Below are 26244 nucleotides of genomic sequence, written 5' to 3' on the forward strand. Positions count from 1 at the left end.
TGGCCACTTAACTCCCATTGGAGAGTTAGGTGACGTGGTACATCGCCTCAATCAGGTCCGCGCCGCGCCTGAGAAGCTCTTCATCGGAAAGCCCCTGCTTCGCCCATCCCTTGAGGACCTGGTTGATGGCGATGCCTTCCTGTCGGCCAAATTTAGGCTCTTCGAAGTCCGCATCATGAATGGCTTGTCCGATTCGCAGCACAGCCTTGTCACGAATCCCAAAGCGCACACAGAGAACTTCGAACGTGCAAAGCTCGCCTTCATGCGCGAATCCATGTCCCTGAAACATGTCGAATGGAATTGACTTCGGATGTGCCGCCGGATCAGGGCCAAAGATAAAACGAGCCTTTGGGTCAATGAATCGCTTGATGAGCCATGCTGAGGAGACACGGTCGATGCCTGGACGTGGCCTGGTCATCCATGTCTTAGATTGGAAGTCCGTCGCGGAAAGTTTTCCTGAGCTCAAGCGCGTCGTTTGTGGCCGCTCCAATAGATCAATCGCCTTTTCCGCATCCCCCTGCAGCGAAGACTGGAAGAAATCAATCTCTCGAATCTCTTCGAGGCGTCGCTTCAGACGGGCAAGCTGTGCTGTGGAGAGCTGACCTTTGCTCCTGCTCTCTTCGATATCTCCGAGCAGTGCTTCATAGTCTTTGTTTCGCTCATTCCGGAAGCTCTGCATTAACTCTTCCGGGCTAGGGTCATCGATCGCACCGACCTGAAGTACAGAAACCTCTCCCGCGACGGCACGGATGCTGGTTGCCAGCCAGGCGAATCGCTCCTGATTTTCGGGCGTGTTCGGCAACAGATAGCCTGAGTTGCGCAAGGAGAGTGCTCCCGTCGCCTGGAGCTTCCGCCAGACGCCCACTCGCTCGCTCGCTTTTTTCCCAGACAGATAAAAGATCAGCAGCAGCCAGCTTCCTTCTTTTGGCGTTTGTTTCTTTGCCATATCGATTCCGCGTTTGCCTCTTCAGAGCAATGGATTTTTTCCCGCATCTCATTGCGGATGCATTCCATCATATCGATGATATGAACATATCGTCGATTTGTTATGGTCTATCACTGACGATGAGGAGGTGTCAACTCGTTGCTGATTCATGAGCGGGCGCAGCGGGGCGCTGTTCACCGAGAAATGTTGTCATCCTGAACGTAGTGAAGGGCGCGGTCAGATCTGGCGTCGAGTACATAGGGAGTCACCACGATTACGAGCTGTGTGGTGCTCTTATCTAGCTTCGACTCTGTTGGCACAGCGGACGCCAGACCGCGAATGGCCCGTGTCTCCGATTGGCTGACATCAGAGATCAGCAGCGCGCTTCCGTTATGGGGGATGGACAGCGCTGTTGCAAATTCCTGGTTATCAAGTATAGGAATGTCGTTCGCTGTCTGTCCCTGGAGGCCCCGTATCGTCTGATGGAGCTCCAGGCAAGCGTCTCCCTCTGCCGACAGATGCACTTTGGCCTCCAGTGTGACTCCCAGGTCTTCATACTGAATGCTGGGAGTCGTTGTGTTGCTGCTTGAGGACGTGGATGAAGTTGTCACGCTTGTTCTGGAGGTTTCAATCGGATATCTCTGCCCGAAGCGGAGCTTCCCGCTACTTCCATCTGCAAGCAGCAGTGTCTGCTCCTGTAGACGCTCAAGCTTTGACCGCTGCAGGCTGGCTTGGACTGACGCGGAATCGAATTGAACTCCAGTGGCTGTGCGCCCGCCCCCGAAGTAGACAGAAGAGCTTCCCAGCACCGAGCTGCCGGCATATCCGCCGGCGATCAATAGTGATGCAATCGTCAGGACGTCACCTTCAGAGGCGAGGCCTTCGCTAATAATCTCCTCGACGACCGACGCATTGTCCTGGATCAGCTTGTTGGCTTCCGTAAGCACATTGAAGAGGGTGAATTTCGTCGGGAGCTCGATGCCGGTTTTATGAGTATTGGTCGACGTAACGAGGTAAGAACGCATTACGAGGCGAATGCGTGGAGCGGGGCGATAGAGGTGCTCTGTGGTCCTGGAGATCTGGTCCAGCATCTCGGGATCTCCACGGACGGTAAGAAGGTCATCATGAAGAGATGCTCCTGGCAGCTCGAAAACCGTAGCGGCCAAACGAGAGATCACTTCCGATTCCTTGCTGTCGACTAGATCGTTGATGGAAATTGTGGCGATGCTTTTCTTCGAAAAGGCTGATCGATTCTCGGGAGTATCGGCAACCACAAGAGCAAGGTGTTCGTTAATCGGTACAAAGAAAGAGTTGGTCATCAGGCCGAGGACATAGCCTGCCGTTGACAGGTCAGCCCCCTCCACATCAAACCGGATAGACCGCTGAAGCGGAATCGATGGATGTGCCCACACAACATCGACGCCATAGGCGTGCAGAACTTGTTTGAGGATGGTCGCAGCATCTCCCTCAAGATGAAAGCTATGACAGCCCTGACAGGCAGGGTCGCGGAGCGATGATGAAGTTTGTGCGGCCTCTTGCCCAAAGAGACTAAGCGAGAAAGAGGCAGCGAGTGCGAACACTCCCGTTGTGATTCCGTGATGTCTCACACTACTTTGACGACGTTTGTCGACCACCACGTACAGCTCGACATTTTTCGACAGGGCACCTACGACGAAATGTGTTGGAACCCGTCAAAGCCAGTAACTACACGAGTCAGAAAGCAATCGTGCTCATAGTTTCGTGAGGTACGAGGCAAGGGCGATCTGTGTGGAGAGGGATGTTCATGTCGGAAGTATCTCCGCATCGTCTAGTGCTGATCGGCGTTTGTTGCTGCCTGATGATCACGGGGCCGGTGGTGGCTCAATCTGCGAAAGCGTTCTACAAACAAGGCGAGACGGCCGAAGCGAAAGATGACTTTGAGACAGCACTCAAAGCATATGGCCTCGCATACGCGAAGAAACCGGATGACCTGCGCTATAAGGTGGCCCGCGACCGGGTCCGTTTCAGTGCAGCGATTCAGCACATCCACCGCGGTGAGGCGCTCGAATCGGAAGGGCATCACAAGGAGGCACTGGTCGAGTTTCTCCGTGCACTGGAGATTGATCCAAGCAATCGGGCGGCCACGCAACAGGTAGTGCAGGTGAGAGATCAGCTCGATAAAGAAGCAGGGAAGCGGGCCTCCACCGGAGGTCCTACGGCGGAGGATCTCGATCGACCGGGCCCGCCTGTTCATCTGGCGCCGTTCTCAAAAGAACGGATTACGCTTCATATGACGGAAGGCGTAGGGACGCTCTATCAGACAGTCGGAAAGGTCGCCGGGATTAATGTTCTGCTTGATCCTGAGCTTCCGCTCAAACGGGTCTCTCTGGATCTTCAGGATGTCGGGATCGAGGAGGCTCTTCGTGTGCTCGAAGGGCTCTCGGGAACCTTCTGGACACCAACCACGTCCAATACCATTTACGTCGCACAGGACACGCGCACCAAACGCACGCAGATCGAACGGCTTTCCGTCCGCACCTTCTACTTGTCGAATGCAACCCAGCAGCAAGACCTGAACGAAATTCTCACGGCTCTTCGGAATCTTCTTCCACCGACTACAAAAATCTTTTCTGTCATGACGCAGAACGCGATCGTCATTCGTGGGACACCCGATGAGATCATGCTTGCAAAAAGCCTGATCCAGAGCCTGGATCGGCCAAAACCTGAAGTGTTGATCGACGTCTACGTCATGGAAGTCAGAAAGGATAAGCTGCGCAACATTGGCATCTCACTTCCAACCTCGCTTTCGGTGACTTCCAGTTCCTCGTCAACGCTCAATTCGATTGGCAGCACCTCGTCGTACAGCTATTCCATCGGTCAGGCGGCCGTAGAGCTCCTGCTCACCGATTCAGATACGCGTGTACTGCAGCAGCCAAGTATTCGAGCGATCGATGGCCAAAAGGCGATGCTGAAGATCGGACAGAGAATTCCGATCGCGACAGGAAGCTATACGACGGCGACATCGACCTCATCGTCCGCGGTACAGACTCAATTTCAATATATCGATGTAGGAGTGAATCTCGATATCACGCCTACCATTCATCAGGATCGCGACGTGACCATGAAGCTCGCTGTAGAAGTCTCGTCGCAAAGTGGCAGTACGACGATCAGTGGTGTCTCTGAGCCGATCATCAGTCAGCAAAAAGCTGAACAGATGGTGCGTCTGAAAGATGGAGAAGTCAATATCCTTGCCGGTCTGGTTCAGAAACAGAGCAGCCGAAGCGTGGGTGGAACGCCTGGTCTGGGCGAGATTCCGGCAATCAAATATATGTTCAGTACGCAGGAGACAGAGACAGTGGATGACGAGATCGTCTTCATGCTGGTCCCTCACGTCGTCCGCACGGTCGAGGTCAATACCGGCGCGGCGCAGGAGATTGAGACGGGCGGTTCCGAGTCGATCCAATTGAACCGGGTTTCGGTCCCGCAGGCCTCACAGCCATAGCATTGGAACCCTACTCCACCCTCAAGGCGCGGACCGCCCTGCAAGCGCAGAAAGGATGGATGGGTGCTCCGATTTACACTTGACAAGATTTTTCGCGCGGGTAATAGTCTTCCATGTTCATCAAGAGACAGATGTTCACGTTGTAGAAATTCTTACTTTCGGCCTTATCCCCTGTCCTGTGTTCCGAGCTGAGTAACTTTCAAAGGAACTGGGAAGATGCGAATTTTGAAAGGCGCTGTTACTTCGGAGAAGCGCACTCCGGTCGTTTTTCTTCATGATGCGGCCATCGATGAATTTATTTCGTCGATGTTGCTGACCGTGATGCCGGGCATCGACCTGCTCGGTATTGTCGTGATCAATGCGGACTGCATTGCCGATCCTGCCATGCAGGCATCGTCTCGATTGATGCAGTTTATGAACCGCGCCGGTATTCCGGTGGCGCTGAGCCGTGCGCGCGGCTGGAATGCCTTTCCGTGGTCATATCGCGGAGATTGCGTTTCATTCAATGAACTCCCCAGCCTGAAGCCCTACACGCCGCATGTGTCCACACCTCCTCCCGATGGAGAGGCGTTGCTGGCGAAGCTGCTGCACGAAGCTATCCAGCAGCACACGCCGATAACCCTCCTGATGACTGGCCCCATGACGCCGTTGGTGGATGTTCTGGGAAAGAACCCACTGCTGGCAACCGGCATCGATCGGATGATCTGGATGGGAGGAGCGATTGAGGTTGATGGCAACATCGACCCCCATACGACAAGCGATATCGTGGCGAACAAACATGCCGAATGGAATGCCTTCTGGGATCCCTATGCAGTTCACGATGTCCTCCAAACCTTCGGCAATATTCAGATGTTTCCGCTGGACATCAGTAATTCGGCTCCAGTGAGCGAATGCTTTCGAAACGCACTCCAAGAGCAGGGGCAGAAGTACCGGTATTCGCAGCTTGCGTATGAGGCGTACAGCCTGGTCACCCAAGAGCCGTTTTACCGGTTGTGGGATGTAACCGCTACCTGCTGGCTGACGCGCCCCGACCTCTACACCCCATCGACACCAATGCCATTAACGATTGAGCAGTGGGGTTTTGAGCAGGGCTGGATTCATAAACCGGTCAGCCCGGGATCGGGAAAACCTCAGGACGTCTTCTTCAGCTTCTCGAACATTCAAGGCTTCTACCAGTACGTTTTAGAGCTGTTAGCCACCGACGGCAATTAGATCAAAGACCAGAACTGCCATGGGTGGAACGCACTTCCGTGCCCATTTACGGGCGAACTTGCGCACTACAGGAGCAATGATGAAATCAATGCAAACCGTTCTTTCGGCCCTTGTGGCTATGGCGGTCATGACGCCGCTTTGGGGGCAGGCCCCGGTAAAGCCGGACTCCGCGGCGTCACTCGCGTTTCGAGATGCGGTTGTGTCCGCGCCGAAAAAGCCAAGCACACCAGTCTTCAAGCTCAGCCACGACTATCCCCGCAGCGTGCCTGATACATGCCCGGAATGTACGTGGCTGAACATCAATGTGAACTTCGGCACGAAATTCCCTCCACAGAAGGTGGAGTCGCCACAGTGGCATGGCCAGCACTGGGATGAGTACATCCAGGCCATTCTCGATTATGTGAAGCAGGGGCAGGACCCCCAGTTATCGAACGATGTGGGCTGGCGCACCAAGGTTGATGGGAAGACCCGCTGGTACAACGTGCCGTGGATGGCATACGACCCCACCGCGGGCCGCGAGTATGTGCACGGCACGACGAACGAGCGCACGGCAACGGTCGGTGATTTTTTGAAGGCTCCGGGCAGCGGACCTCATGTTCAGTTCTTCATGGCCGGTATGACGGAGGCCTGCAAGACCGAGTATCCGTGGGGCTTTGAGTCATGGTCGGTTGGTTATTACAACGAGTACGGTGGCTACGCGCTTGGTCATACCGTTCCGCCCACCGGTGTGCCGCAGATGGGAGAGTACCTTGGCAGCGCGGTACCGGCAGGGCTTCCATTCCCCAAAGGAACCGTAGTGGTGAAGGTGCTTACGTCGAATGTGCCGGTGGATTGTGTGCCGTTCCTGCACGGCTCGCCGGAGTGGATGGTCGATCGCCATAAATACACGAAGGCCAAGGGCTATGAGTGTGATCGCGAAGTGCAATCTGACCATGTCGTTCAGGTGGATGTGGCGGTGGTCGATCCCCGCTCGCCATCGCGCTGGGTCTATGGCACCTTTGCCTATGACGGTGATACGCAGGGCAACACCTTCTGGGATCACCTTGTGCCTGTCGGCCTGCAATGGGGCTCTGATCCATGGACCTTCCCCGCAGTTCCGGAGTCTGCCAGTCTGCCATTGCAGCAGAGCGCGATCAATACAGACATCGGCACCTTCCAGCATCTGGGCTGCAAGGACCGTCTCGCGGGGCCTGTTGATAATCCCCAGTCGTCATGCACGTCATGCCATGCCAGCGCGTATGCCGCACCGAAGGGAGTTGCCGGCGTTATGGGCGTAAATGTCCCGCCAAGCTTTGGGTTCGACGGCATGTGCCAGTCCTACTCGCTGGAAAATGCGGCGTACTTCCAGAACCAGTCTTTCCCGCAGCGTTTCCCCGGCGGACAGTACAGCGATGCGTTCTCTCTGGACACGTCGCTGCAGCTCGCTGTGGCCTTTACGCAGTATGGCTACTTCAATACCGACCATGCTCCGCAGGCCTGCACTGATCCAAACCAGATCAAGCCTGCGCAGCAAAAAGTGGAAATGCTCCTGAAGATGAGGAAGAAAGCGGTGACGAAATGAAGAATGTATCCCGGCGTAACTTTATGGCGCTGGCCGCAGGAGCTGCTGCCAGCGCGGCAGCCCCGAAGGGCAACGCGCAGCATCCAGCAGAGCACCACATGCCTATGGAGGAAGCGGATGTGCTGCCTCTGCAGCCAAATGAAGAGCACTTCGAGCCCGCCTACACCCTTGAAGTGAAGTGGAAGACCATGACCATCGATGGTCACAGGGTAAAGGTTCGCGCCTACAATGACATGATCCCAGGACCGCAGATCATCGCTAAACCGGGCACCACCGTGAAAATCCGGGTGAAGAACAAGCTGACCCGCTATGACTCGAAAGACTGGGGCGGGGACATGAACGTGCCCCACCTTCTGGACCACACTAACCTGCATTTGCACGGACTGGACGTCGCGCCGCACATCTTTGAACCGTTGGGCACCAGCGACGTAACCGCTCCGATGATCTCTATCGGACCGGGTGAGTACAAGGACTATCCGTTCGTCATTCCTCCCGATCAATCGCCGGGGTTGAACTGGTATCATCCGCACGCCCATGGTTCCACCGCGGTGCAGGCTGTTTCCGGGATGGCAGGCGCCGTCGTTGTTCCTGGCGCGATCGATGAAGTGCCTGAGATTAAGGCGGCCAAGGAGCACTTTCTGGTGGTGCAGGACATCGGTCTCTTCAAGACCGATGAGCCGCACGCTGACTACACCGAGAGCTACGAGCCCAGGCAGAATGCCATCTGGCAGACTTTTGCCAAAGACAAATCCGAGTCAGTCACCATCGATGGAAAGCCCACAGATCCTCCACAGAGCTGTGGTTTCACCACCGGCGACTATCATCTGCGCTTCTACATGCTTAACGGCGTGCCATTCTTCAGGGAAGAGCACAACTTTGAGAAGCCACTATCTCCCAAGCATAAGCAGTTGGAGCCGCATGTCTTCAAAATGCGTCCCGGCGAAGTGGCACGCTTCCGCATGTTGAACGGCTGTTCTGATCTGATGATGCCGGTCCAGGTGGAAGAGCACACCATGCACCTGCTGGCTATGGATGGCAACAACTTCGATCATCCGTGGTCGAAGGAGTATGTCAACAATGCGTCACAGGTTGTTCTGGGACCCGCCAACCGCGCAGAGTTCCTGATCAAGGCATGCGACACGCCTGGCAAGTACAAGATCCTTCAGCTTGCACAGAACGCGCAGTTTCTGGAGGCCCCGCAGAAGACCATCGCCGTGATTGAAGTAGAAGGCGAGCCGATGGACATGAAGATTCCTCATGATCTTCCGCCCATCACCCGTGATGGCCCAATCCGCCCGGATGAGGTTGTGCGTAAGCGCAGGTTCCTCTTCAGCGGACGTTTCCCTGGAGAGAAGAACCCGGTGGTCGGGATCGACTTCATGATTAACAACCAGCTCTACGACGAGTTCGCCGTGCCTACAACCGTATATCTCAATACCTGTGAGGAGTGGACCATTGAGGTTCCGGACTCAGCGCGCGGTGGCACGGAAGGCCATCCCTTCCATATCCACGTGAACGACTTCGAAATTGTCTCGGTTGCCGGCATTGAGCCGCAGCATCGTCTGGTCCAGGACACGATCTGGGTCGCGCAGGATACGGCGACGGTGATCCGCATGCGTTTCAAGGAATGGACAGGGAAGTCCGTCTTCCACTGTCACATCCTTCCGCATGAAGACACCGGCATGATGCAGAACTTCCTCATCCTGCCAGAGCACCCGAAACATCACCATCAACGCACGATTGAGTCGCTCGGAGAGAAGAATGGCTAAAGAGCTCTCCTACGCTGAAGACGTCCGGAGACGCCATGGTGGGGCAGGTGATGCAGCAGGATCAGTTCAAGAAGATTCAGTGGCACGCTATTCGCAATGCTTCCGATCCACAGATCCCAAACACACCTCCCCAGACGATTGAGGAGGCAGACAAAGAAGCCGGGAATATCTACTCCACGTATGGGGTCTTTACGACGGCTGCGAGTGTTATCACCACGTGGGCAGTGATTGATGCTGCCTTCAATTCGTAACCAGGCAGGCATGTCGCTTTCCCAAACAAGAATGGCCGGATGTTACCAGGCATCCGGCCATGGTTTTGTTGGGGGGAGCTACCTGTCTCGAGATGCTATTTCGGCGGGATGTATCCCTGCTCCGCAAGGCGAGCTCCCATCTGGAGGTATGCGCCTTCCTCCCGCGGCTGCAAGGTAGCAAGTCCATCGACGTAGCGGTTGTACATGCAGAATGCCGCCGCTATGAGAACGGTATCGTGAATTTCAAGATCTGACGCTCCGGCGTCGCGGGCCGTCTTCACCATATCCGGCGTAACCTTCTTGCCGTCGATCTGGACCGCGGAGGCGATTGCCAGCAGCGCCTTCAGCTTCTGTGAGATATCCGCTGCTTGAAAATCGGTCCATACATCTTCTAGAAGAGAGCGGTCGCCCCCATTCAGATGAGTGGCTGCCGCGCCATGGCTCATCTTGCAGAAAGTGCAATCATTGCGCGAAGACACAAAGGCGGCGATGAGTTCGCGGTCACGGGAGCTCAGGTCGGTATTGCGTCCTGAGGTGTATAGCAGGACATGCGCCAACTCACGCATCGGGGCCGCTGTCTCCGGACGAAAGGCAAAACCCGAACTGATTCCTGGAAGGTTCTCGGGAAGTGGGATGTGTGGCATATCTCTCCTTATTACTCCGCTGCCGTGGACTGCAGGGTTATGGTGTTCAGTTCTGCTTCTTTAGTGCTGTATCGGGGGRGTGCGAAGTTCATGAATGCGGCAATGACCGCGGTCACGGAAAGAATAAGGATCGCAGCGGGACGATAGCCGCCCATCTGGTCATACAGCCGGCCTATAAGTACAGGCCCGACCGCTCCTCCCATGGCATACGCAGTCCATGTGAGTCCGTAGAGAGTGGCGAAGCGGCTCTGCCCGAAATAGCGCGCTATCAGATAGGGTCCGATATCTCCTTCACTGCCCATGCTGAACCCAAGCAGCACGGCGCCTGTAATGCCCATCGCTGCGTTTGTTGCATACGCGAACAGCGTGATGCCTGCTCCAGCAAGCAGAAACATGAGAAATGAAAGTGTAGGTGCATGGAAGCGATCGAGCAGCCAGCCCGTCAACAACCGTCCGCCGATGCCGGCCGCGCCCAGACAGGACAGCGCCAATGCTGTATTGGAACCGCTGACGCCGCGTTCGCTCAGGAGAGCAGCCAGGTGCGAGAGCACACCATTTGCTCCAAAAGCGCCGAGCAGAATGGATCCTGCGATCAGCCAGAAGGTTGCCGACCTGAACACGCTCGAGAGGTTCGTCGTTTGCTTCTGCTCAACCGGGTGCGACGTTCGGCCAGGCATATTCCGCAGAAACGCTGCCGTCAGAGGAAGGCCCAGTAGCGCCAACAGCCCAAGGGTGAAATAGCCGGCACGCCATCCGCGGGTTTGGATGACATACTGTGCGATCAGCGGCAGCAGAATCGATCCCACTCCGCTGCCGGTCAGCATGAGCGCCAATGCGGTTCCACGCATGGTGCGGAACCAGCTTAGAACAGCCCTCGAGTAGGACAACTGAGCGGTTCCATTTCCGACAACGCCAATGATGAAGTAGGTAAGGTAGAAACGGCCTAACTGCGGTGTAAGGCGGCTGAGAGAGAGAAGGGCGCCCGAAAATACGACGATACAGGGAAGCACTACTCTGCGAGGCGGGACGCGGTCAAGCAGCATGCCGATGCCGGGCGAGAAGACCGCGACGGTCATTGCCGCGATCCCAAAGGTGCTCGAGATGGCCTCGCGCTTCCAGCCAAACGCGGCATGAAGAGGAGCGATAAAGAGGCTGAAGGTGAATGGGACAATCGCGGCAAAGCTGAACATTACCCCGAAAAACGCTGCAAGCACTACCGCCCAACCGCTGTACCGCAGAGATCTCTCTGGATTGGGTAATGTGCTCGCCACGTGTCAGGCCTCTTTCGGGATGACAGGAGCATGATACGCGTGACTAGCTTATAAATAAGAGTCTCGGGTGGCGAGAAGAATCTGGATTCCTGATCCCACTTGCTGAGACGTACCTATTGGCGTAGAGAATTTAGACGAATTAAAGGCGAATCCGAGCGTTGCTTTGCATCGCGAGGAATCAGGCGTTAGCGTAACCGGAATATCAAAGAACCAGGGCGGAAGGAATGCAGATTAAACGAGCAATCGAAAGAGTGCCGGGCGGCATGATGGTCGTCCCTCTCTTGTGTGGAGCGACGCTGGCTACCTTCGCTCCGCACGCAGCCCCGTTCTTTGGGTCTTTCACCAATGCGTTGTATACCGGAGCTCTACCGATCCTCGCCGTCTTCTACGTCTGCATGGGGGCGCGTATTTCGCTCGGCGCCCTGCCGCAGTTGCTGAAGAAGGGCGGAGCCTTGATGACCACCAAGGTCGCTCTAGGGTTTCTCGCCAGCTTTGTCCTTGGGCATCTTATTGGCATTGACCCCGTTCGCACCGGATGGTTTGCAGGGCTCTCCACGCTTGCCGTCGTCGCCGCCATCAACGATACCAATGGTGGCCTCTACATGGCGCTGATGGAGCAATACGGCCAGCCGGCCGACTCGGCAGCCTATACCGTAATGACGCTTGAGTCGGGTCCATTCCTCACCATGGTCTCGCTTGGCGTGGCCGGTCTGGCAGCCTTCCCCTGGCAGACGATGGTAGGAGCGATCCTGCCTCTTGCAGTCGGGATGCTTCTTGGAAATCTTGATCACGAGATGCGCCAGTTTCTCTCACAGGGCGTGTCGGTCCTAATCCCATTCTTCGCATTTGCAATCGGATGTACGCTTGATCTGCACCGCGTCGCGACCGCCGGATTGCTCGGCCTCACCCTCGGGGTAGTTTTAGTGCTTGTCAGCGCCGTCTGCCTTATAGCCGTGGATCGCCTCATCGGAGGTGACGGCACCGCGGGAATTGCCGCAGCAACCACAGCAGGCAATGCTGCGGCTGTGCCGATGCTGGTAGCGGTTGCTAACCCCAGGTACGCGGCCGCAGCGGCATCTGCTACTGTGCTCGTCGCCTGTTGCGTTATCGTAAGCAGCCTGTTGGTTCCTCCGCTCACGGCCTTGTGGAAGACGCGCGTCGTCCGTCCTCGGGAGACGCCTGAGCCTCTTTTGTCACAGGAAGGTCAGGCAGTTGCGGAGACCTCTGACTCTAGCCGATGATCTTACTGATGCGGCTGCCCCGCCGGGGAGCCCAACCATGATTAAGCCAAGGAAGAGCTCATGACTCCAATTATTGCCATCACCATGGGAGACGCAGCGGGTGTCGGCCCGGAGATCATCGTCAAAGCCCTCATGCACAAAGAGGTCTATGAGCGCTGCCGGCCACTGGTCATTGGGGATGCCCGCCGGCTCAGACAGGCCGCTGAGATCGTTCATGCGGAGCTCACTGTTCATCCCCTGATCGAAGAACGCCTCTCTGAGGCCAGTTTTACTCCCGGAGTCATCGACTGCATTGACCTTGCCCTGATCCCTGCCGATCTGCCATGGGGCAAGATCTCTCCGATCGCCGGAGATGCAGCCTACCGTTATCTCAAAGTCGCCGCCAGACTCGCGATGAACGGCAGCATTCAGGCCATCTGCACCGCTCCCCTTAATAAGGAAGCACTTCATGCAGGCGGTCATCTCTTTCCCGGACATACCGAGCTGCTCGCGTCACTGACCGGTGCGGGGGAAGTCTCGATGATGCTCTCGACGCCGAAGTTGCGCGTCGTGCATGTCACAACTCACATCGGTCTTATCGATGCCATCGAGAAGATCGATGCCGGTTTGGTTGAGCGAACCATCACCCGTGCTCACGCGGCGCTTGAGCGTGCCGGAATCCGGGATCCTCGTATCGGTGTGTGCGGCATCAATCCTCATGCCGGCGAAAACGGACTCTTCGGATGCGGGGAGGAAGGCGAGAAGATCGTCCCGGCGGTAGAGGCGTGCAGGAGCAAGGGGTGGAATGTTAAGGGTCCGCTCCCTGCAGACACCCTGTTTTTCCTGGCTCAGCGTGGTGATTTCGATATGGTGGTCGCCATGTATCACGACCAGGGGCATGGGCCAGTGAAAGTCCTGGGGCTGGAATCAGGGGTAAACATCACACTCGGACTACCGGTGATTCGTACCTCCGTCGATCACGGGACGGCCTTCGATATTGCCGGAACCGGACAGGCCGACGAGCGCAGTCTGCTCGAAGCCATCAACCAGGCCATTCAATTAGCAACAGTTGGAAGCGAAGTTGCTTGAGTTGCGGTGAGCCCTAATTGTTTCTTAGACCTGCAGACCAATAAGCCGCATTAGCTCGACGCCATTGCTCTTGGTGACTACGCCTTCTTGCAGAAGGAAGTCGAACTGCATCTTCCCGTCCACGATGGCATCCTGAAAATGCATATTTCTCAGGATGCCGTCTTCGTGATCCATATGGGTGAGCGAGAGATCGTGTGTCGTCAGAATCCCGATCGCGCCCGCCTGTACCAGTTCACGCATGACACCTTCCGCACCGATGCGGCGATCTTTCGAGTTGGTTCCTTGCAATAACTCATCCAAAAGAAAAAGCACCGGTGGCCCGGGCTGCCGCGCAAGACTGCATATCGCCTGAAGCTTTTCGATCTCGGCATAGAACCGTGAGGCTCCACGCTGAAGCGAGTCATTGACCAGTAGGCTTGCACCGATCCGGAGCGGCGTTAATTGCATCTGCTTTGCCCGAACCGGGGCACCGCATAATGCCAGCACTGTGTTGATGCCCACAGTACGCATCAACGTGCTCTTGCCGGACATGTTGGAGCCGCTGACTAGCAGCACTCTGGCGGGCTCACCGATGTCCACGCTGTTCCGGACGCACTTCGCCGCCGGAATCAGCGGATGGCCGAGAGATTCGGCATGGAAGCGACCCGGCCCATCGACAAAGGTAGGAAACGGGTCTTCAGGATGTTCGTAGCTGTAAGTGGCCAGTGAGAGCAGCGCCTCCATCTCCCCGAGGCTGTCCAGCCAGGAGGCAAGCGCATGCCCATGTCGCTCGCGCCAGGCATGAATCGCAAAAGCAAGCTGCACCGTGTACATCAGTGGAAGATTGAACAGCTTGACGAATGGATTTGCCAGCGCCTCCAGGTAGTCGACGATCTTTCCCAACTGCGCAATGGCTTCAGAGGCCGCGATCTGCTGTGAGAAAAGTTGTTTTTGGACGCTCTGAAGAGGGGGCCCTTCGAAAGGCTGCTGCTCTATCTTGTGCAGCAGCGCGGAAGCGAGTTTCAGATTCTGAAAGGCTTTGTCGGTGCCGTCGAGTGTCAGCGCTATCGGGCGTTTCAGATACCGTACAAGACACCACTGCATCACCAGCACTGCGAACAAGAGACCGATGAAGCCATGTGTGAGCCAGAAAGCCGTCGCACCAATCGCAAGGAGTGTGAGTCCTGTGGCAAGCCAGCGAAGCCAGATACTGGCGAATGCGTGGGTCGATGCTCCCCATTGCTTGAGCGATTCAGGCCATACCCCGATAGAAATGGCCTCGCCCGTGACCGCCATCTGTTCTCTGAAATTCAGTTGACCTCGAAGCTCGGCTACTGCGTTCTGTCTCTGATAGATCGTCTCGAGTGACGGCACGTGAAGCAGCCAATCCAGCAGGCATTGCTCGCCCATGCGGGTTCGTGCCACGCAGAGCAGCTCGAACAGGCTTCCTTTCCCAACGATATCCAGGTCCCTGGCGTAGAGACTGGATGTAATCGCCTGCTCCGGTAGTGAGCGTTCCGTGGTTCGCGGCCAGTCGTCTCCAATCCGTGCCAGGCCCTTGCTGTAAAACTCTACGGCTCGGCGTTCGTCCGCCTGCCGGCGCAGGACGCGGGAGTGGTAAACCGCGACCGCGATAAATAACAAGACGGGAATGCCGGAAAGCCAGACGGATTGATATGAGTGGCCGCGCGACAACCAGGCGATAGCCACCGTAGCGGCGATGAGTAGCAGCTTCAGATAGCCGAGCGCAATATGCCTGCTCTCATGTCTCTCGACCTGCTGCTCACGTAAACGCTGCCGACGCGTGTATTCCTCAGCTGGAGACCAGGGAGACGAAGCTGCCATCTGCCTATTAGAGCAATTCTCCTAATAGTAGCGTTGGATAAATCTGCGAATGCCGTTTTCTTCGAAGGAAAACGGCACAAACAGTCAAAGCTTCGCTCCACACCTTTAGGAGAAATGCTCTATCCGCTGGTAGCTCTGCCGCGGAACGGCGGGGCTTATGAGTCGACCGGGTGCATCGCCATGAAGGTCCTTCTAAAAATCTCTTGATTTAACGGAACATCGTTGTAGTGTTGTACGTAACTAAAACAGCGCATCGGTCGGCGATGCAAAGAAGGTGCTCATGGACCAGCTTTGGGATGACGGTCAGCCCATTTATCTGCAGCTACGCGACCGCATTGTTGCCATGTTTCTGGATGGCACGTTGCGCGAGGGTGACCCGCTGCCCTCGGTGCGGAACATCGCCGCGGAGTACAGAATTAATCCCCTGACGGTCCTGAAGGGCTATCAGGAGCTTGTCGATAGTGGTCTGGTGGAAAGCCGTCGTGGGCTGGGGATGTATATGCTGCCCGGAGCGCGCGATCTGCTGTTGCAGGCCGAACGCCAGCGGTTTTTGACCACGCAGTGGCCCAGGGTCGTAGCGACCATCCGTCGCCTGGGGCTTCGCCCCGAAGAGCTTTTGAAAACGTTGAAGGAGGCGCAATGACTGCCTGCATTGAAGCGCAAGGACTCCGCAAAACCTACGGATCGACCGCCGCTCTCGGCGGGGTGGATCTCCACGTTGAAGAAGGCCGTATCCTCGGTCTGATTGGGCCGAACGGGGCCGGAAAGAGTACAACGCTTGACGCCATTCTTGGGCTGATTCCTTATGAAGGCTCTCTTCAAGTGCTGGGTCTGAACCCCTGGACGCAGCGCGAGACGTTGATGCAGCAGGTCGCCTTCATCGCCGACGTGGCCGTACTGCCACGCTGGATCCGCGTCGATCAGGCGCTGGATTATATGGAAGGCATTCATCCGCGCTTTGACCGCGCCAAGGCTGAAGCCTTTCTGGCAAAGACCTCCATTCCGCCCAAGGCGCGTGTGAAAGCCCTCTCTAAGGGCATGACTGCGCAACTCCACCTGGCGCTGGTCATGGCCATCGACGCCAAACTGCTGGTGCTGGATGAGCCGACGCTCGGCCTCGACATCCTGTACCGCAGGCAGTTTTACGACTCGCTGCTGAACGACTATTTCGACCATCGCCGCACCATCCTGGTCACGACGCACCAGGTGGAAGAGGTGCAGCACATCCTGACCGATGTGCTCTTCATCCAGCGCGGCAAGATTACTTTTTCTTCCAGCATGGAGGCGTTCGAGAGGCGCTATGTCGAGGTGATGGTTCGGCCAGAGAACCTGAATGCGGCCCGCGCGCTGAAGCCGGTCTCGGAGCGGCAGGTCTTCGGCCGCAGCGTTCTACTCTTCGACGGCCTCGAACCCGAGAAGGCCGCAACACTCGGTGAAGTCCGCACCCCGAGCCTTGCCGATGTATTTGTAGCCATGATGACGCTCCAGGGAGGGATCCAATGACCAGCGCCGAAACTCTTGCCATACCTTCTGTTGAGACAGCAAAGACGGTAAACGCACCGCGCCCCTTCTACTGGTCCATCCGTCGTGAGTTGTGGGAGCACCGTTCTGTCCTGTTTGCTCCCGCCACAGTTGCCGCTGTGATCATTGCCATCGGGATTGTCCGCATCCACTATTTCACCGGGCTCATCTACAACGGAGAGTTGAGGTCTAATGGGAGCAGTAATATCCAGGATATTGCCATCGGCATGTTCCTCATGACAGCCGGTCTTGTCATCATTACCGCCACTCTGACGGGCATCTTCTATTCGCTCGATGCGCTGTTGAGCGAGCGTCGTGACCGCAGCGTCCTTTTTTGGAAGTCACTTCCCGTGTCGGACCGCACTGCGGTGCTTTCTAAAGCGATCATTCCCATGGCGGTTCTGCCGGTAGTGGCATTTGCTGTTACTCTCGCCATGCATATCCTGCTGGCGTTGGTCCTCTCGGTCGGTCTATTGATATTCCGGCAACCGCTGAGCAGCTTATGGAGCCAGCTTCCGTTCTTTCAGATTCAGGCCTTTGTGCTCTACGTCATCATGACCTGCACACTGTGGTATGCGCCTATTTACGGCTGGCTGCTGCTGGTCTCAAGCATCAGTCCCCGGGCGGCACTCATATGGGCGGTGGTACCTTTCGTGGCAGCTGTCGGGCTGGAACGCTTCGCCTTCAGAAGCGAGTATGTCGGTCGTTGGCTGGTGTACCGTCTGGCCGGAGGTGTGCAGGCCGCCTTCCACTATGCCACGAAGCACAATGGTTCGATCGGCCTGAAAGATGCGACGCCCCTCTTCTACCTGGCGGAGCCGGGGCTCTGGATGGGGCTTGCAGCTTTCGCGATCTTCCTCTTCCTCTGCATCCGGATGCGCCGTTTCCAGGGGCCGATCTAGAGTTCATGCTCAGTACGTAGGGGCAGGGCGGCGAAACTCGGGGCTTATCTACTTCGCTTGCATACGCAAGGCGCCGTCCAGCCGGATGGTCTCTCCGTTGATCATGATCTGCTCAAAAATGGAGCAAACGAGCCGTGCAAACTCTTCTGGCCGACCTAGCCGGGAAGGGAACGGAACCGACTGCGCCAGCGTGTCCTGTACCTCCTGAGGAAAGCCGCTCATCATCGGCGTCAGGAAAAGCCCTGGAGCGATGGCCACAACCCTGATTCCGCTGCGTGCAAGCTCCCGCGCTGCCGGTAGTGTTAGCCCAACAACCCCAGCCTTCGATGCCGCATACGCTGTCTGTCCGATCTGTCCCTCGAACGCAGCGATCGAAGCGGTGTTCACAATCACGCCTCGCTCTCCATCTGCAGTCGGAGCATTCTGAGACATTGCGGCAGCCGCCAGGCGCAGCATGTTGAACGTGCCAATCAGATTGACCGTAATGGCTTTGGTGAAGGTTGCAAGCGAATGAGGGCCATTCTTTCCGACCACACGCTCACCCGGTGCGATACCCGCGCAATTTACCAGCCCGTGTAATGCGCCAAACCGTCGCTGAGCTTCCTGAACGGCATTCAGTCCATCGGCCTCACTGGTCACATCCGTAGGTACATAGACGGCGGACTTTCCCAGCTCCCGCGCCAGAACGTCGCCTGCGGCATTCACATCTGCGAGCACCACAGAGCCTCCGCGACTTACCAGCTCACGCGTCGTTGCAGCTCCAAGGCCTGAAGCAGAACCGGTGACAAGAAATGTTCTTCCCGCAATCTCCACTCGTTTACCCCGACGTTTCCTGGTTGGTGACATCCTGATAGCGGACGCTATAAACTGCACACCACTTCGCGCGGAATGGCGAGACCCAACTTAGTGAATCCGAAAACCGCTGTCAACCTTGTGTTCAGCCGATGGAGCAATGGTGATCATGACCGGCGGAACAGGACTTCTCACTGATCAGGAAGGCGATGGCACATCTCTTCTCTCTTACAGCCGAGCAGCAGGAAATCAGCAATGTAGCGAAGAAATTCGCGGCCACAGAGATTGCTCCGCACGCCCTCGAATGGGACCAGGCAAGACATCTCCCATTAGATGTCATCCGCTCCACCGCGCCTCTAGGCATGGGGGGGATCTATGTACGAGAGGATGTGGGCGGCAGTGGACTCGATCGGCTCGATGGTGTGCTGATCTTCGAAGGTCTGGCGACAGGATGTCCTGTGATCTCCGCTTATATCTCCGTTCACAACATGGTTGCCTGGATCATCGACACCTTCGGCGATGAATCCCAACGAAAGGCCTATTTACCCAGATTATGCTCCATGGAGTCGATGGGAGCCTATGCGCTGACCGAGCCTTCGTCTGGATCCGACGCCGGAGCTCTCTCTACGAAAGCCGTCCGCGATGGCGACACATACGTTCTGAACGGGGTCAAGCAGTTCATCAGTGGGGCCGGTATACCTGGCAACATCTATATCGTGATGGCCCGTACCGCGGATACAGGCAGCCGGGGGATATCTGCGTTTCTGGTTGAGGATGGAACGCCGGGTCTCTCCTTTGGAGTGCTTGAGAAGAAGATGGGCTGGCATGCTCAGCCGACCCGTCAGTTGATTCTTGAAGATGTGCGTGTTCCCGCGCGGAGCCGGATCGGGGAAGAAGGGCAAGGCTTCAAGATCGCCATGGCGGCGCTGGATGGCGGCCGATTGAATATCGCGGCATGTTCGTTGGGCGGTGCGTCTGCGGCGCTGGAAAAGACGCTCCATTACGTTGCAGATCGCCATGCATTCGGAAAACGCCTGGCCGACTTCCAGGCTCTCCAGTTCAGGCTTGCCGATATGGCAACGGAACTCGAAATTGCGCGAACATTCCTATGGCGGGCCGCCGCATCTCTCAGCGAGCGTAGCCGTGATGCCACGGTCCTGTGCGCAATGGCGAAGCGATTTGTGACCGACGTGGGCTTTCACGTGGCCAATGAGGCTCTTCAGCTTCACGGCGGTTATGGGTATCTGTTGGAGTACGGGATTGAAAAGATCGTCCGTGATCTGCGCGTCCATCAGATTCTTGAGGGAACAAATGAAATTATGCGGCTGATTGTGTCCCGGAGTCTTATCGAGGACCCCAAGTGAGCGAGGTCGAAATCCGGGTCGAAGGCGCTTGCGGCCGTTTGACTCTGAATCGTCCCTCAGCGCTCAATTCACTGACGCTCGCGATGGTGCGAGAGTTCAAAGCCGCCCTACAGCAATGGATGGAAGATCCTGCAGTTAAGTTCATCCTGCTGGATGGCGCGGGTGAGCGCGGACTATGTGCGGGTGGCGATATCCGGGCTTTATATGATGCAGCCCGATTGGGGCGTCTGGAGGAAGCGGCAACTTTCTTTCGCGAAGAGTATGAACTAAACAGTCTGATCGCCGGTTATCCAAAGCCATACATCGCGTTGATGGACGGCGTTGTGATGGGCGGCGGCATCGGCATTTCAGCCCATGGCTCACTGCGCATCGTCACGGAGCGTTCCATCCTGTCAATGCCTGAAACGAGAATCGGATTTATTCCCGACGTGGGCGGGACCTATCTGTTAGCCATAGCTCCGGATGAACTGGGAACCTATGCGGCACTGACCGCCAGTCGTTTAGGGCCGGCGGACGCGCTTCTACTTTGTCTAGCCGACTTGTTTATACCTTCAAACGAGATCCTCTTGGTGATAACGGAACTAACGCTCTGCAGGACTGCACTGGATGCGCAAGAATTGGTCCGCAATAAGAGTGCAGCTCCACCACCTGGTTCTTTGGAATCGCAGCGCCATTGGATTGGCCGCTGCTTCTCAAGGCAGACAATAGAAGAGATCCTCGACAGCCTGGGCGAAGAAACGGACGATGTGGCCAAACGTGCCCTCGTGGAGATCCACAAAAACTCGCCTATGGCGCTCAAGGTCACCCTTCGCGCTTTGCGGGATGCGCGGCACAAGGCTGACCTTGGCTATTCTCTGCAGCAAGAGTACAACCTTGCCATGGCTTGTCTGCAACATCCGGACTTCCTGGAAGGAGTGCGCGCAGCACTTATCGATAAGGATCAACAGCCTCGCTGGTCTCCCGTTGATCCTGCTCGCGTTAGCAGCGACCAAGTCGATCAGTTTTTTCAGAACAACGAATTCCCACCCTTAAATCTGGGTCATGCGTACTCACAACGAGGGGTGTCCGGCGGCGATCGTAGAAAATTTGAGTAGAGGGAAACTATGGCGGAACAACAACTAAATCAAGCCGAAACATTACTGATCGAGACTCGCGGCCGTGTAGCTCTCGTCACGCTGAATCGCCCCGATGCTCTGAATGCCCTCAATCGGAAGGCAATGCAAGAGCTGGCGGAGGCGACACGGCACTTCGACCGCGACCCGAATATCGGCTGCATCGTGATCACTGGTTCTGAAAAAGCCTTTGCTGCCGGTGCCGATATCAAGGAGATGCAGTCGCAGAGCTTCATCGACGTATATCTTGCTGATTGGTTTTCTGGATGGGAAGAGCTGACGCGCACTCGCAAACCGATGATCGCCGCAGTCTCCGGCTATGCGCTGGGAGGAGGATGTGAATTGGCGATGATGTGCGACATCATCTATGCTTCGGAGACGGCGAAGTTCGGTCAACCGGAGATAAAGCTCGGTGTTATTCCAGGCATGGGCGGCACGCAACGGCTAACGCTCGCCCTTGGCAAATCGAAAGCGATGGAGATGTTTCTCACCGGTCGCATGATGGACGCGGCCGAAGCCGAAAGGAATGGCCTCGTCGCAAGAGTCTTTCCGCCCGATAGGCTCCTGGAAGAAGCTTTAAAGACTGCGGACACGATTGCCGCGATGTCGATGCCCGCAACCATGATGATGAAGGAAGCGGTCAACCGATCGTTCGAGGTCTGTCTTGCTGAAGGGATACGTTTTGAGCGCCGCGCATTTCATTCCACCTTTGCCACTCAGGACAAGGTCGAAGGCATGAGTGCCTTCGTCGAAAAACGAACGCCCAACTTCTCAAATAGTTAGGATGCGCCAGATGTTGAAGAAAATCCATTGACGCTCCACGGCGATCAACTTAGCGTTTAGACGGAGAGAAGTGAGGCGAATCGGACGATGGAATCACCGGGGCTGAAGTTTAGGACTGCCGTAAGAGAAGAGAAACCTCTGCAGATCGCTGGCGCGATTACAGCCTATGCTGCACGCCTGGCGGAATCTGCCGGCTTCCGTGCCTTGTATCTCTCGGGTGGAGGAGTCGCGGCGAACTCGCTCGGTCTTCCAGATCTAGGGATCAGCACGATGGAAGATGTTCTGATTGATGCTCGCCGTATTACGGACGCTTCTACACTTCCACTGCTGGTTGACATCGATACCGGCTGGGGTGGCGCCTTCAATATCGCGCGTACCATCCGCTCGATGATTAAGGCGGGAGTCGCTGCGGTTCACATGGAAGACCAGGTAGGCGCGAAGCGATGCGGACACCGGCCGGGCAAAGAGCTGGTCAGCCAGGAAGAGATGGTCGATCGCATCAAAGCGGCGTGCGATGCTCGCACCGACGAGAATTTCGTATTGATGGCGAGAACCGATGCGCTGGCGAGCGAGGGGCTCACCGCAGCCCTTGACCGCTGTGCAGCCTATATCGCGGCTGGCGCGGACATGATCTTTGCCGAGGCCGTGACCGATTTAGAGACGTATCCAAAGTTTGCTGAGCTTGGCGTTCCAATTCTGGCGAACATCACCGAGTTCGGGCAGACTCCGCTCTTCACGCTGGAAGAACTTGGTAACGCGAAAGTCGACATGGTTCTCTATTGTTGCGCTGCCTACCGTGCCATGAACGCCGCGGCATTGAAGGTGTACCAGACCATCCGGCAGGAAGGCACGCAACAGAGTGTGGTTCCGCTGATGCAGAGCCGCGCTGACCTTTATCAATATCTCGGTTATCACGCCTACGAAGACAAGTTGGATGAGCTGTTTTCCAAATCGAAGACAGATCCGGCTCCCAAACGGTAGCCGCATTTCAAATGCATGGAGCAACGTATGTCCGAAGCAACGGTACCTGGCTCAAATCCGGCCTTCAAGCCCAAGAAATCGGTTGCGCTCTCCGGCACTCCTGCCGGAAATACTGAACTATGCACCGTCGGCCGCTCCGGCAACGACCTGCACTACCGCGGTTACGACATCCTCGAATTTGCAGATACAGCTGAATTCGAAGAGATCGCTTATCTCCTGGTGCATGGAACTCTTCCAAACGCTGCTGAACTGAGCGCCTACAAACGAAAGCTTCAGGCACTGCGCGGGTTGCCTTCAGAGGTCAAGGCAGCGCTGGAGTTATTGCCGGCGGCAGCACACCCGATGGATGTCCTCCGGAGTGGCGTATCAGCCCTGGGATGCGCGTTGCCGGAAAAGGACGATCATAACCTCGCCGGAGCGCGAGACATCGCCGACCGTTTGATGGCATCGCTCGGATCGATGCTCCTCTATTGGTATCACTTTCGAATCCACGGCAGAAGGATCGAAGTCGAGACGGACGACGAGTCGATCGCGGCCCATTTTCTTCATCTGATGAACGGGAAGACGGCGTCTCCAGAGTGGATTCGCGCAATGGATACCAGCCTGATTCTTTACGCCGAGCATGAGTTCAATGCATCCACGTTTACAGCGCGTGTGATCGCAGGAACTGGTTCCGATCTCTTTTCGTGCATTACTGGCGCGATCGGTGCTCTCCGGGGCCCGAAACACGGGGGGGCGAACGAGGTCGCATTGGATATCCAGAAGCAATACTCCTCCGCGGATCATGCTGAAGAAGACATCCGGCGGCGACTTGAGGCCAAAGAGGTCATCATCGGATTTGGACATCCCGTTTACACCGTGTCCGACCCGCGCAACAAGGTGATTAAAGAGGTTGCGCGACGACTCTCTGAGGATGCCAAGGATATGAGGATCTTTGAGATCGCGGAGCGTCTGGAGAGCGTGATGTGGGAGACCAAGAAGATGTTCCCGAATCTGGATTGGTTCAGCGCGGTAAGTTACCACATGATGCAGATCCCGACTTCTTTGTTTACACCTCTGTTTGTGATTGCCCGCACCTCGGGCTGGAGCGCACATGTGATCGAGCAACGCATAGACGGAAAGATTATCCGGCCCTCTGCCAATTACACCGGTCCTGAACCGCGCCCATTTATTCCTCTCGCGGATCGAAAATAGAGACAACGCAACCTAGTTGGAGATTGAGAGAGACATGTCCGCCGGATTCTTAAGCACACAACAGGAGTATGACCAGGTAATCGTGGATATCGTCGATTACGTGTACAACTACGTGATCGAGAGTGATCTCGCATACGCGACCGCCCGGTGGTGTCTTATGGATACGCTTGGTTGTGGCCTCGAAGCGCTCGAATATCCCGCCTGCACTAAGCTTCTGGGGCCGATTATTCCAGGGACGATTGTTCCGCACGGCGCAAAGGTTCCAGGAACACAGTTTCAATTAGACCCCATACAGGCCGCCTTCAACATCGGAGCGATGATTCGATGGTTGGACTTCAATGACACGTGGCTGGCTGCTGAATGGGGACATCCATCGGACAACCTCGGCGCCATCCTGGCAGTCGCGGATTGGATCTCCCGTACGGCAGTCGCTCAAGGTAAGCCTGCTCTCTCGATGAGAGATGTCCTGACGGCGATGATCAAGGCACATGAGATTCAGGGGTGTCTTGCCCTCGAGAATTCCTTCAATCGAGTTGGGCTCGATCACGTGATTCTGGTGAAGGTCGCCTCAACCGCCGTGGTGAGTTACATGTTGGGGCTGTCACGGGGAGAGGCTCTTGCCGCCGTTTCGCTCGCCTGGGTCGATGGGCAAAGTCTTCGCACATACAGGCACTTCCCCAATACAGGCTCGCGTAAGAGCTGGGCAGCGGGAGATGCAACCAGCCGGGCTGTACGTTTGGCCTTGATGGCATCTACCGGCGAGATGGGATATCCAAGCGCACTTACGGCGAAGACCTGGGGTTTCTACGATGTCTCGTTCAAAGGGCAACCATTCCGTTTCCAGCGTCCGTATGGCTCGTATGTAATGGAGAACGTCCTTTTCAAGATCAGCTTCCCGGCTGAGTTCCATTCACAGACCGCCGTAGAAGCAGCGATGACGCTGCATAGAAAGCTGAGCGAGATCGGCAAAGACGCCTCAGCGATTCGAAGGATTACCATCCGCACCCACGAAGCCTGCCTTCGCATCATCGATAAGAAGGGGCCGTTGAAGAATCCGGCGGATCGCGATCACTGTATTCAATATATGGTGGCGGTTCCACTTCTCTTTGGACGGCTTCTTGCTTCGGACTACGAAGACGAGGTAGCCAACGATCCGCGCATCGATGTCTTGCGAGAGAAGATCGAGATGGTGGAAGAGCCGCGGTTTACCGCGGACTACCATGCCCCCGACAAGCGCTCCATCGCGAATGCCTTAACGCTCGAGCTAACGGATGGAACCATTCTCCAGGAGACGGTAGAGTTCCCAATTGGACATCGTCTTCGCCGCGAAGAAGGAGTTCCGCTGCTCGAAGCAAAGTTTCGTACGAACCTTGCACGCCGTTTCCCGCCAAAGCAGCAAGACAGAATCCTGGCGGCGTCGATGGACCAGTCGCTCCTGGAAGCCATGCCTGTCCATGCCTACGTCGATATGTATGTGATCTAGCTTGCGCTGGCAGCGAAGATCAACGGACAGGTAGCGAAAGCGACATCGTCGCCCCGGCGTTTCCCCTGTGCTATTCGGAATCAGGGAAGGGAGATGCTGCGATCACGTCGCAAGCATTAGGAGCTTTATAACCAGGTAAGAGTCGCTCACAGATGCTGGCATTTACAGTGCCATAAGTCGTGCCGGGTTTGTGTTCAAAGCCGGCGAAGTATTCCTGGATGAAGCGCTCCTTGAAGTGTCGGCGGGGGTATCTGGCCACGATCTTCTCGCGCAACTCTGACGGAAACTGATCGAAGCCCTTCCCAAGCACATCGAGGCCGACTCCCGAATAGAGTAGAGCTACTTCAGGACGCATGTACTGGGTGATGCCCGGCGTGGTGTGCAGAGCAATGGCTTCCCAGGCAAGTTGTACCTGTTCTTCAGGGACACTATGTGCAGTGAGGAATTGTCGGGCCGCGTTTGCGCCATCCACTTCGAAGCGTTCGTCTGGGCTTGAGAACCTCTTGATGAGACCAAAATCGTGAAATGCGGCCGCGATGTAGAGGAGTTCAGAATCAAAGTGAAGCTTTCGTTGACGGCCTTGCTCAGCCGCGAACAAGTAAACACGAATGGAATGATTGAACAGCAGATCGGTGGAATGCTCGCGTAGCAGATCAGTGGCCTCTTTCGCCAACGAGGAATCAGGAATCACGAGGGCGGAGGATAGATTGGACATCGGTGTATCCCTTCCAGATTGAGTCTAGGAGCCTTGCTGGAGCGTTGCCATGACAAAACTGCAGCAATTTCTGACATTCCTGGCACTTTAGGCTGCCTTGAAGCGGCACCCTGAACCGCACATTGAGGAAGTGATATCCTCCACGTCGCT

Annotated in this window: 23 protein-coding genes; 16 read left to right on the forward strand and 7 right to left on the reverse strand. The window is 56.2% G+C overall.

The genetic code is table 11. From position 1 onward, the window contains the following. Nucleotides 1-25 precede the first annotated feature (25 nt). Nucleotides 26-946, reverse strand: a complete 921-nt coding sequence (locus AB4Y89_RS09790) for a chromate resistance protein ChrB domain-containing protein (RefSeq protein WP_442300740.1) — start codon at nucleotides 944-946, stop codon at nucleotides 26-28. Between the two features lie 173 nt (nucleotides 947-1119). Then, nucleotides 1120-2505 carry a hypothetical protein gene (locus AB4Y89_RS09795; RefSeq protein ID WP_442300741.1) on the reverse strand — a complete coding sequence of 462 codons (1386 nt, stop codon included), beginning with the start codon at nucleotides 2503-2505 and terminating at the stop codon, nucleotides 1120-1122. A 203-nt stretch (nucleotides 2506-2708) separates the two neighbouring features. On the opposite strand from AB4Y89_RS09795, the gene AB4Y89_RS09800 reads away from it, so the two are divergent. From AB4Y89_RS09800 to AB4Y89_RS09820, 5 genes are all read left to right on the forward strand, one after another. Continuing rightward, complete coding sequence (locus AB4Y89_RS09800) at nucleotides 2709-4406, forward strand: secretin N-terminal domain-containing protein (RefSeq protein ID WP_442300742.1); 1698 nt, start codon at nucleotides 2709-2711, stop codon at nucleotides 4404-4406. A gap of 216 nt (nucleotides 4407-4622) precedes the next feature. Continuing rightward, on the forward strand, nucleotides 4623-5618 hold the full coding sequence (locus tag AB4Y89_RS09805; RefSeq protein WP_442300743.1) for a nucleoside hydrolase: 996 nt from the start codon (nucleotides 4623-4625) through the stop codon (nucleotides 5616-5618). 76 nt (nucleotides 5619-5694) lie between these two features. Then, nucleotides 5695-7179 carry a hypothetical protein gene (locus AB4Y89_RS09810; RefSeq protein WP_442300744.1) on the forward strand — a complete coding sequence of 495 codons (1485 nt, stop codon included), beginning with the start codon at nucleotides 5695-5697 and terminating at the stop codon, nucleotides 7177-7179. Continuing rightward, entirely contained in the window at nucleotides 7176-8948 is a 1773-nt protein-coding gene (locus tag AB4Y89_RS09815) for a multicopper oxidase family protein (protein ID WP_442300745.1), read from the forward strand. The genes AB4Y89_RS09810 and AB4Y89_RS09815 overlap by 4 nt, the downstream gene beginning before the upstream one ends. Before the next feature lie 35 nt (nucleotides 8949-8983). After that, entirely contained in the window at nucleotides 8984-9199 is a 216-nt protein-coding gene (locus tag AB4Y89_RS09820; protein WP_442300746.1) for a hypothetical protein, read from the forward strand. Nucleotides 9200-9294: 95 nt separating this feature from the next. Here AB4Y89_RS09820 and AB4Y89_RS09825 read toward each other — a convergent pair whose 3' ends face one another. Both AB4Y89_RS09825 and AB4Y89_RS09830 read right to left on the reverse strand, forming a co-directional pair. Further along, nucleotides 9295-9843, reverse strand: coding sequence for a carboxymuconolactone decarboxylase family protein (locus AB4Y89_RS09825; protein WP_442300747.1), 549 nt, complete (start codon nucleotides 9841-9843; stop codon nucleotides 9295-9297). Nucleotides 9844-9854: 11 nt separating this feature from the next. Then, on the reverse strand, nucleotides 9855-11114 hold the full coding sequence (locus AB4Y89_RS09830; RefSeq protein WP_442300748.1) for an MFS transporter: 1260 nt from the start codon (nucleotides 11112-11114) through the stop codon (nucleotides 9855-9857). Nucleotides 11115-11338: 224 nt separating this feature from the next. On the opposite strand from AB4Y89_RS09830, the gene AB4Y89_RS09835 reads away from it, so the two are divergent. Next, complete coding sequence (locus tag AB4Y89_RS09835) at nucleotides 11339-12355, forward strand: 2-keto-3-deoxygluconate permease (protein ID WP_442300749.1); 1017 nt, start codon at nucleotides 11339-11341, stop codon at nucleotides 12353-12355. Nucleotides 12356-12415: 60 nt separating this feature from the next. After that, nucleotides 12416-13423: a 4-hydroxythreonine-4-phosphate dehydrogenase PdxA gene (pdxA, locus tag AB4Y89_RS09840; protein WP_442300750.1), complete on the forward strand. Its 1008-nt coding sequence runs from the start codon at nucleotides 12416-12418 to the stop codon at nucleotides 13421-13423. A gap of 24 nt (nucleotides 13424-13447) precedes the next feature. On the opposite strand, the gene AB4Y89_RS09845 is transcribed toward pdxA, so the two are convergent. Continuing rightward, nucleotides 13448-15247, reverse strand: coding sequence for a MutS-related protein (locus AB4Y89_RS09845; protein WP_442300751.1), 1800 nt, complete (start codon nucleotides 15245-15247; stop codon nucleotides 13448-13450). 280 nt (nucleotides 15248-15527) lie between these two features. Between AB4Y89_RS09845 and AB4Y89_RS09850 the strand changes: the two genes are divergently transcribed. Genes AB4Y89_RS09850 through AB4Y89_RS09860 form a run of 3 tightly spaced genes read left to right on the forward strand, consistent with a single transcriptional unit; the run spans nucleotide 15528 to nucleotide 17670 of the window. Further along, the gene (locus tag AB4Y89_RS09850; protein ID WP_442300752.1) at nucleotides 15528-15890 is read left to right on the forward strand and encodes a GntR family transcriptional regulator; all 363 of its coding nucleotides are present in this window, start codon (nucleotides 15528-15530) and stop codon (nucleotides 15888-15890) included. Continuing rightward, nucleotides 15887-16750: an ABC transporter ATP-binding protein gene (locus AB4Y89_RS09855; protein ID WP_442300753.1), complete on the forward strand. Its 864-nt coding sequence runs from the start codon at nucleotides 15887-15889 to the stop codon at nucleotides 16748-16750. Before AB4Y89_RS09850 ends, AB4Y89_RS09855 begins: the two co-directional genes overlap by 4 nt. Continuing rightward, nucleotides 16747-17670, forward strand: a complete 924-nt coding sequence (locus AB4Y89_RS09860) for an ABC transporter permease (RefSeq protein WP_442300754.1) — start codon at nucleotides 16747-16749, stop codon at nucleotides 17668-17670. Before AB4Y89_RS09855 ends, AB4Y89_RS09860 begins: the two co-directional genes overlap by 4 nt. A gap of 48 nt (nucleotides 17671-17718) precedes the next feature. On the opposite strand, the gene AB4Y89_RS09865 is transcribed toward AB4Y89_RS09860, so the two are convergent. Continuing rightward, a complete protein-coding gene (locus AB4Y89_RS09865; protein ID WP_442300755.1) occupies nucleotides 17719-18516 on the reverse strand; it encodes a 3-hydroxyacyl-CoA dehydrogenase in 798 nt (265 codons plus the stop codon). Between the two features lie 155 nt (nucleotides 18517-18671). Between AB4Y89_RS09865 and AB4Y89_RS09870 the strand changes: the two genes are divergently transcribed. The 6 genes from AB4Y89_RS09870 to AB4Y89_RS09895 all read left to right on the forward strand — a co-directional run bounded on the left by AB4Y89_RS09870 (nucleotide 18672) and on the right by AB4Y89_RS09895 (nucleotide 25379). Next, on the forward strand, nucleotides 18672-19826 hold the full coding sequence (locus AB4Y89_RS09870) for an acyl-CoA dehydrogenase family protein (protein WP_442300756.1): 1155 nt from the start codon (nucleotides 18672-18674) through the stop codon (nucleotides 19824-19826). After that, on the forward strand, nucleotides 19823-20920 hold the full coding sequence (locus AB4Y89_RS09875) for a 3-hydroxyisobutyryl-CoA hydrolase (RefSeq protein ID WP_442300757.1): 1098 nt from the start codon (nucleotides 19823-19825) through the stop codon (nucleotides 20918-20920). The genes AB4Y89_RS09870 and AB4Y89_RS09875 overlap by 4 nt, the downstream gene beginning before the upstream one ends. 9 nt (nucleotides 20921-20929) lie before the next feature. Next, the gene (locus AB4Y89_RS09880) at nucleotides 20930-21721 is read left to right on the forward strand and encodes an enoyl-CoA hydratase (protein ID WP_442300758.1); all 792 of its coding nucleotides are present in this window, start codon (nucleotides 20930-20932) and stop codon (nucleotides 21719-21721) included. Nucleotides 21722-21808: 87 nt separating this feature from the next. Continuing rightward, nucleotides 21809-22702 (forward strand): methylisocitrate lyase, encoded by an 894-nt coding sequence (gene prpB / locus AB4Y89_RS09885; RefSeq protein ID WP_442300759.1) that lies wholly within the window; start codon nucleotides 21809-21811, stop codon nucleotides 22700-22702. 27 nt (nucleotides 22703-22729) lie between these two features. Next, complete coding sequence (gene prpC / locus AB4Y89_RS09890; RefSeq protein WP_442300760.1) at nucleotides 22730-23896, forward strand: bifunctional 2-methylcitrate synthase/citrate synthase; 1167 nt, start codon at nucleotides 22730-22732, stop codon at nucleotides 23894-23896. Between the two features lie 34 nt (nucleotides 23897-23930). Next, complete coding sequence (locus tag AB4Y89_RS09895; RefSeq protein WP_442300761.1) at nucleotides 23931-25379, forward strand: bifunctional 2-methylcitrate dehydratase/aconitate hydratase; 1449 nt, start codon at nucleotides 23931-23933, stop codon at nucleotides 25377-25379. A 70-nt stretch (nucleotides 25380-25449) separates the two neighbouring features. On the opposite strand, the gene AB4Y89_RS09900 is transcribed toward AB4Y89_RS09895, so the two are convergent. Next, on the reverse strand, nucleotides 25450-26094 hold the full coding sequence (locus AB4Y89_RS09900) for an HD domain-containing protein (RefSeq protein ID WP_442300762.1): 645 nt from the start codon (nucleotides 26092-26094) through the stop codon (nucleotides 25450-25452). Nucleotides 26095-26244: the final 150 nt, after the last annotated feature.

The sequence above is a fragment of the Terriglobus sp. 2YAB30_2 genome (assembly GCF_052114765.1).
GTDB lineage: Bacteria > Acidobacteriota > Terriglobia > Terriglobales > Acidobacteriaceae > Terriglobus.

Bases quoted from the DNA above. Each gene is read 5' to 3' on its own strand.
- AB4Y89_RS09790 (WP_442300740.1), bottom strand. From the start codon at position 946: ATGGCAAAGAAACAAACGCCAAAAGAAGGAAGCTGGCTGCTGCTGATC.
- AB4Y89_RS09800 (WP_442300742.1), top strand. From the start codon at position 2,709: ATGTCGGAAGTATCTCCGCATCGTCTAGTGCTGATCGGCGTTTGTTGC.
- AB4Y89_RS09805 (WP_442300743.1), top strand. From the start codon at position 4,623: ATGCGAATTTTGAAAGGCGCTGTTACTTCGGAGAAGCGCACTCCGGTC.
- AB4Y89_RS09810 (WP_442300744.1), top strand. From the start codon at position 5,695: ATGATGAAATCAATGCAAACCGTTCTTTCGGCCCTTGTGGCTATGGCG.
- AB4Y89_RS09815 (WP_442300745.1), top strand. From the start codon at position 7,176: ATGAAGAATGTATCCCGGCGTAACTTTATGGCGCTGGCCGCAGGAGCT.
- AB4Y89_RS09820 (WP_442300746.1), top strand. From the start codon at position 8,984: ATGGTGGGGCAGGTGATGCAGCAGGATCAGTTCAAGAAGATTCAGTGG.
- AB4Y89_RS09825 (WP_442300747.1), bottom strand. From the start codon at position 9,843: ATGCCACACATCCCACTTCCCGAGAACCTTCCAGGAATCAGTTCGGGT.
- AB4Y89_RS09835 (WP_442300749.1), top strand. From the start codon at position 11,339: ATGCAGATTAAACGAGCAATCGAAAGAGTGCCGGGCGGCATGATGGTC.
- pdxA (WP_442300750.1), top strand. From the start codon at position 12,416: ATGACTCCAATTATTGCCATCACCATGGGAGACGCAGCGGGTGTCGGC.
- AB4Y89_RS09845 (WP_442300751.1), bottom strand. From the start codon at position 15,247: ATGGCAGCTTCGTCTCCCTGGTCTCCAGCTGAGGAATACACGCGTCGG.
- AB4Y89_RS09850 (WP_442300752.1), top strand. From the start codon at position 15,528: ATGGACCAGCTTTGGGATGACGGTCAGCCCATTTATCTGCAGCTACGC.
- AB4Y89_RS09855 (WP_442300753.1), top strand. From the start codon at position 15,887: ATGACTGCCTGCATTGAAGCGCAAGGACTCCGCAAAACCTACGGATCG.
- AB4Y89_RS09860 (WP_442300754.1), top strand. From the start codon at position 16,747: ATGACCAGCGCCGAAACTCTTGCCATACCTTCTGTTGAGACAGCAAAG.
- AB4Y89_RS09865 (WP_442300755.1), bottom strand. From the start codon at position 18,516: ATGTCACCAACCAGGAAACGTCGGGGTAAACGAGTGGAGATTGCGGGA.
- AB4Y89_RS09870 (WP_442300756.1), top strand. From the start codon at position 18,672: ATGGCACATCTCTTCTCTCTTACAGCCGAGCAGCAGGAAATCAGCAAT.
- AB4Y89_RS09880 (WP_442300758.1), top strand. From the start codon at position 20,930: ATGGCGGAACAACAACTAAATCAAGCCGAAACATTACTGATCGAGACT.
- prpB (WP_442300759.1), top strand. From the start codon at position 21,809: ATGGAATCACCGGGGCTGAAGTTTAGGACTGCCGTAAGAGAAGAGAAA.
- prpC (WP_442300760.1), top strand. From the start codon at position 22,730: ATGTCCGAAGCAACGGTACCTGGCTCAAATCCGGCCTTCAAGCCCAAG.
- AB4Y89_RS09895 (WP_442300761.1), top strand. From the start codon at position 23,931: ATGTCCGCCGGATTCTTAAGCACACAACAGGAGTATGACCAGGTAATC.
- AB4Y89_RS09900 (WP_442300762.1), bottom strand. From the start codon at position 26,094: ATGTCCAATCTATCCTCCGCCCTCGTGATTCCTGATTCCTCGTTGGCG.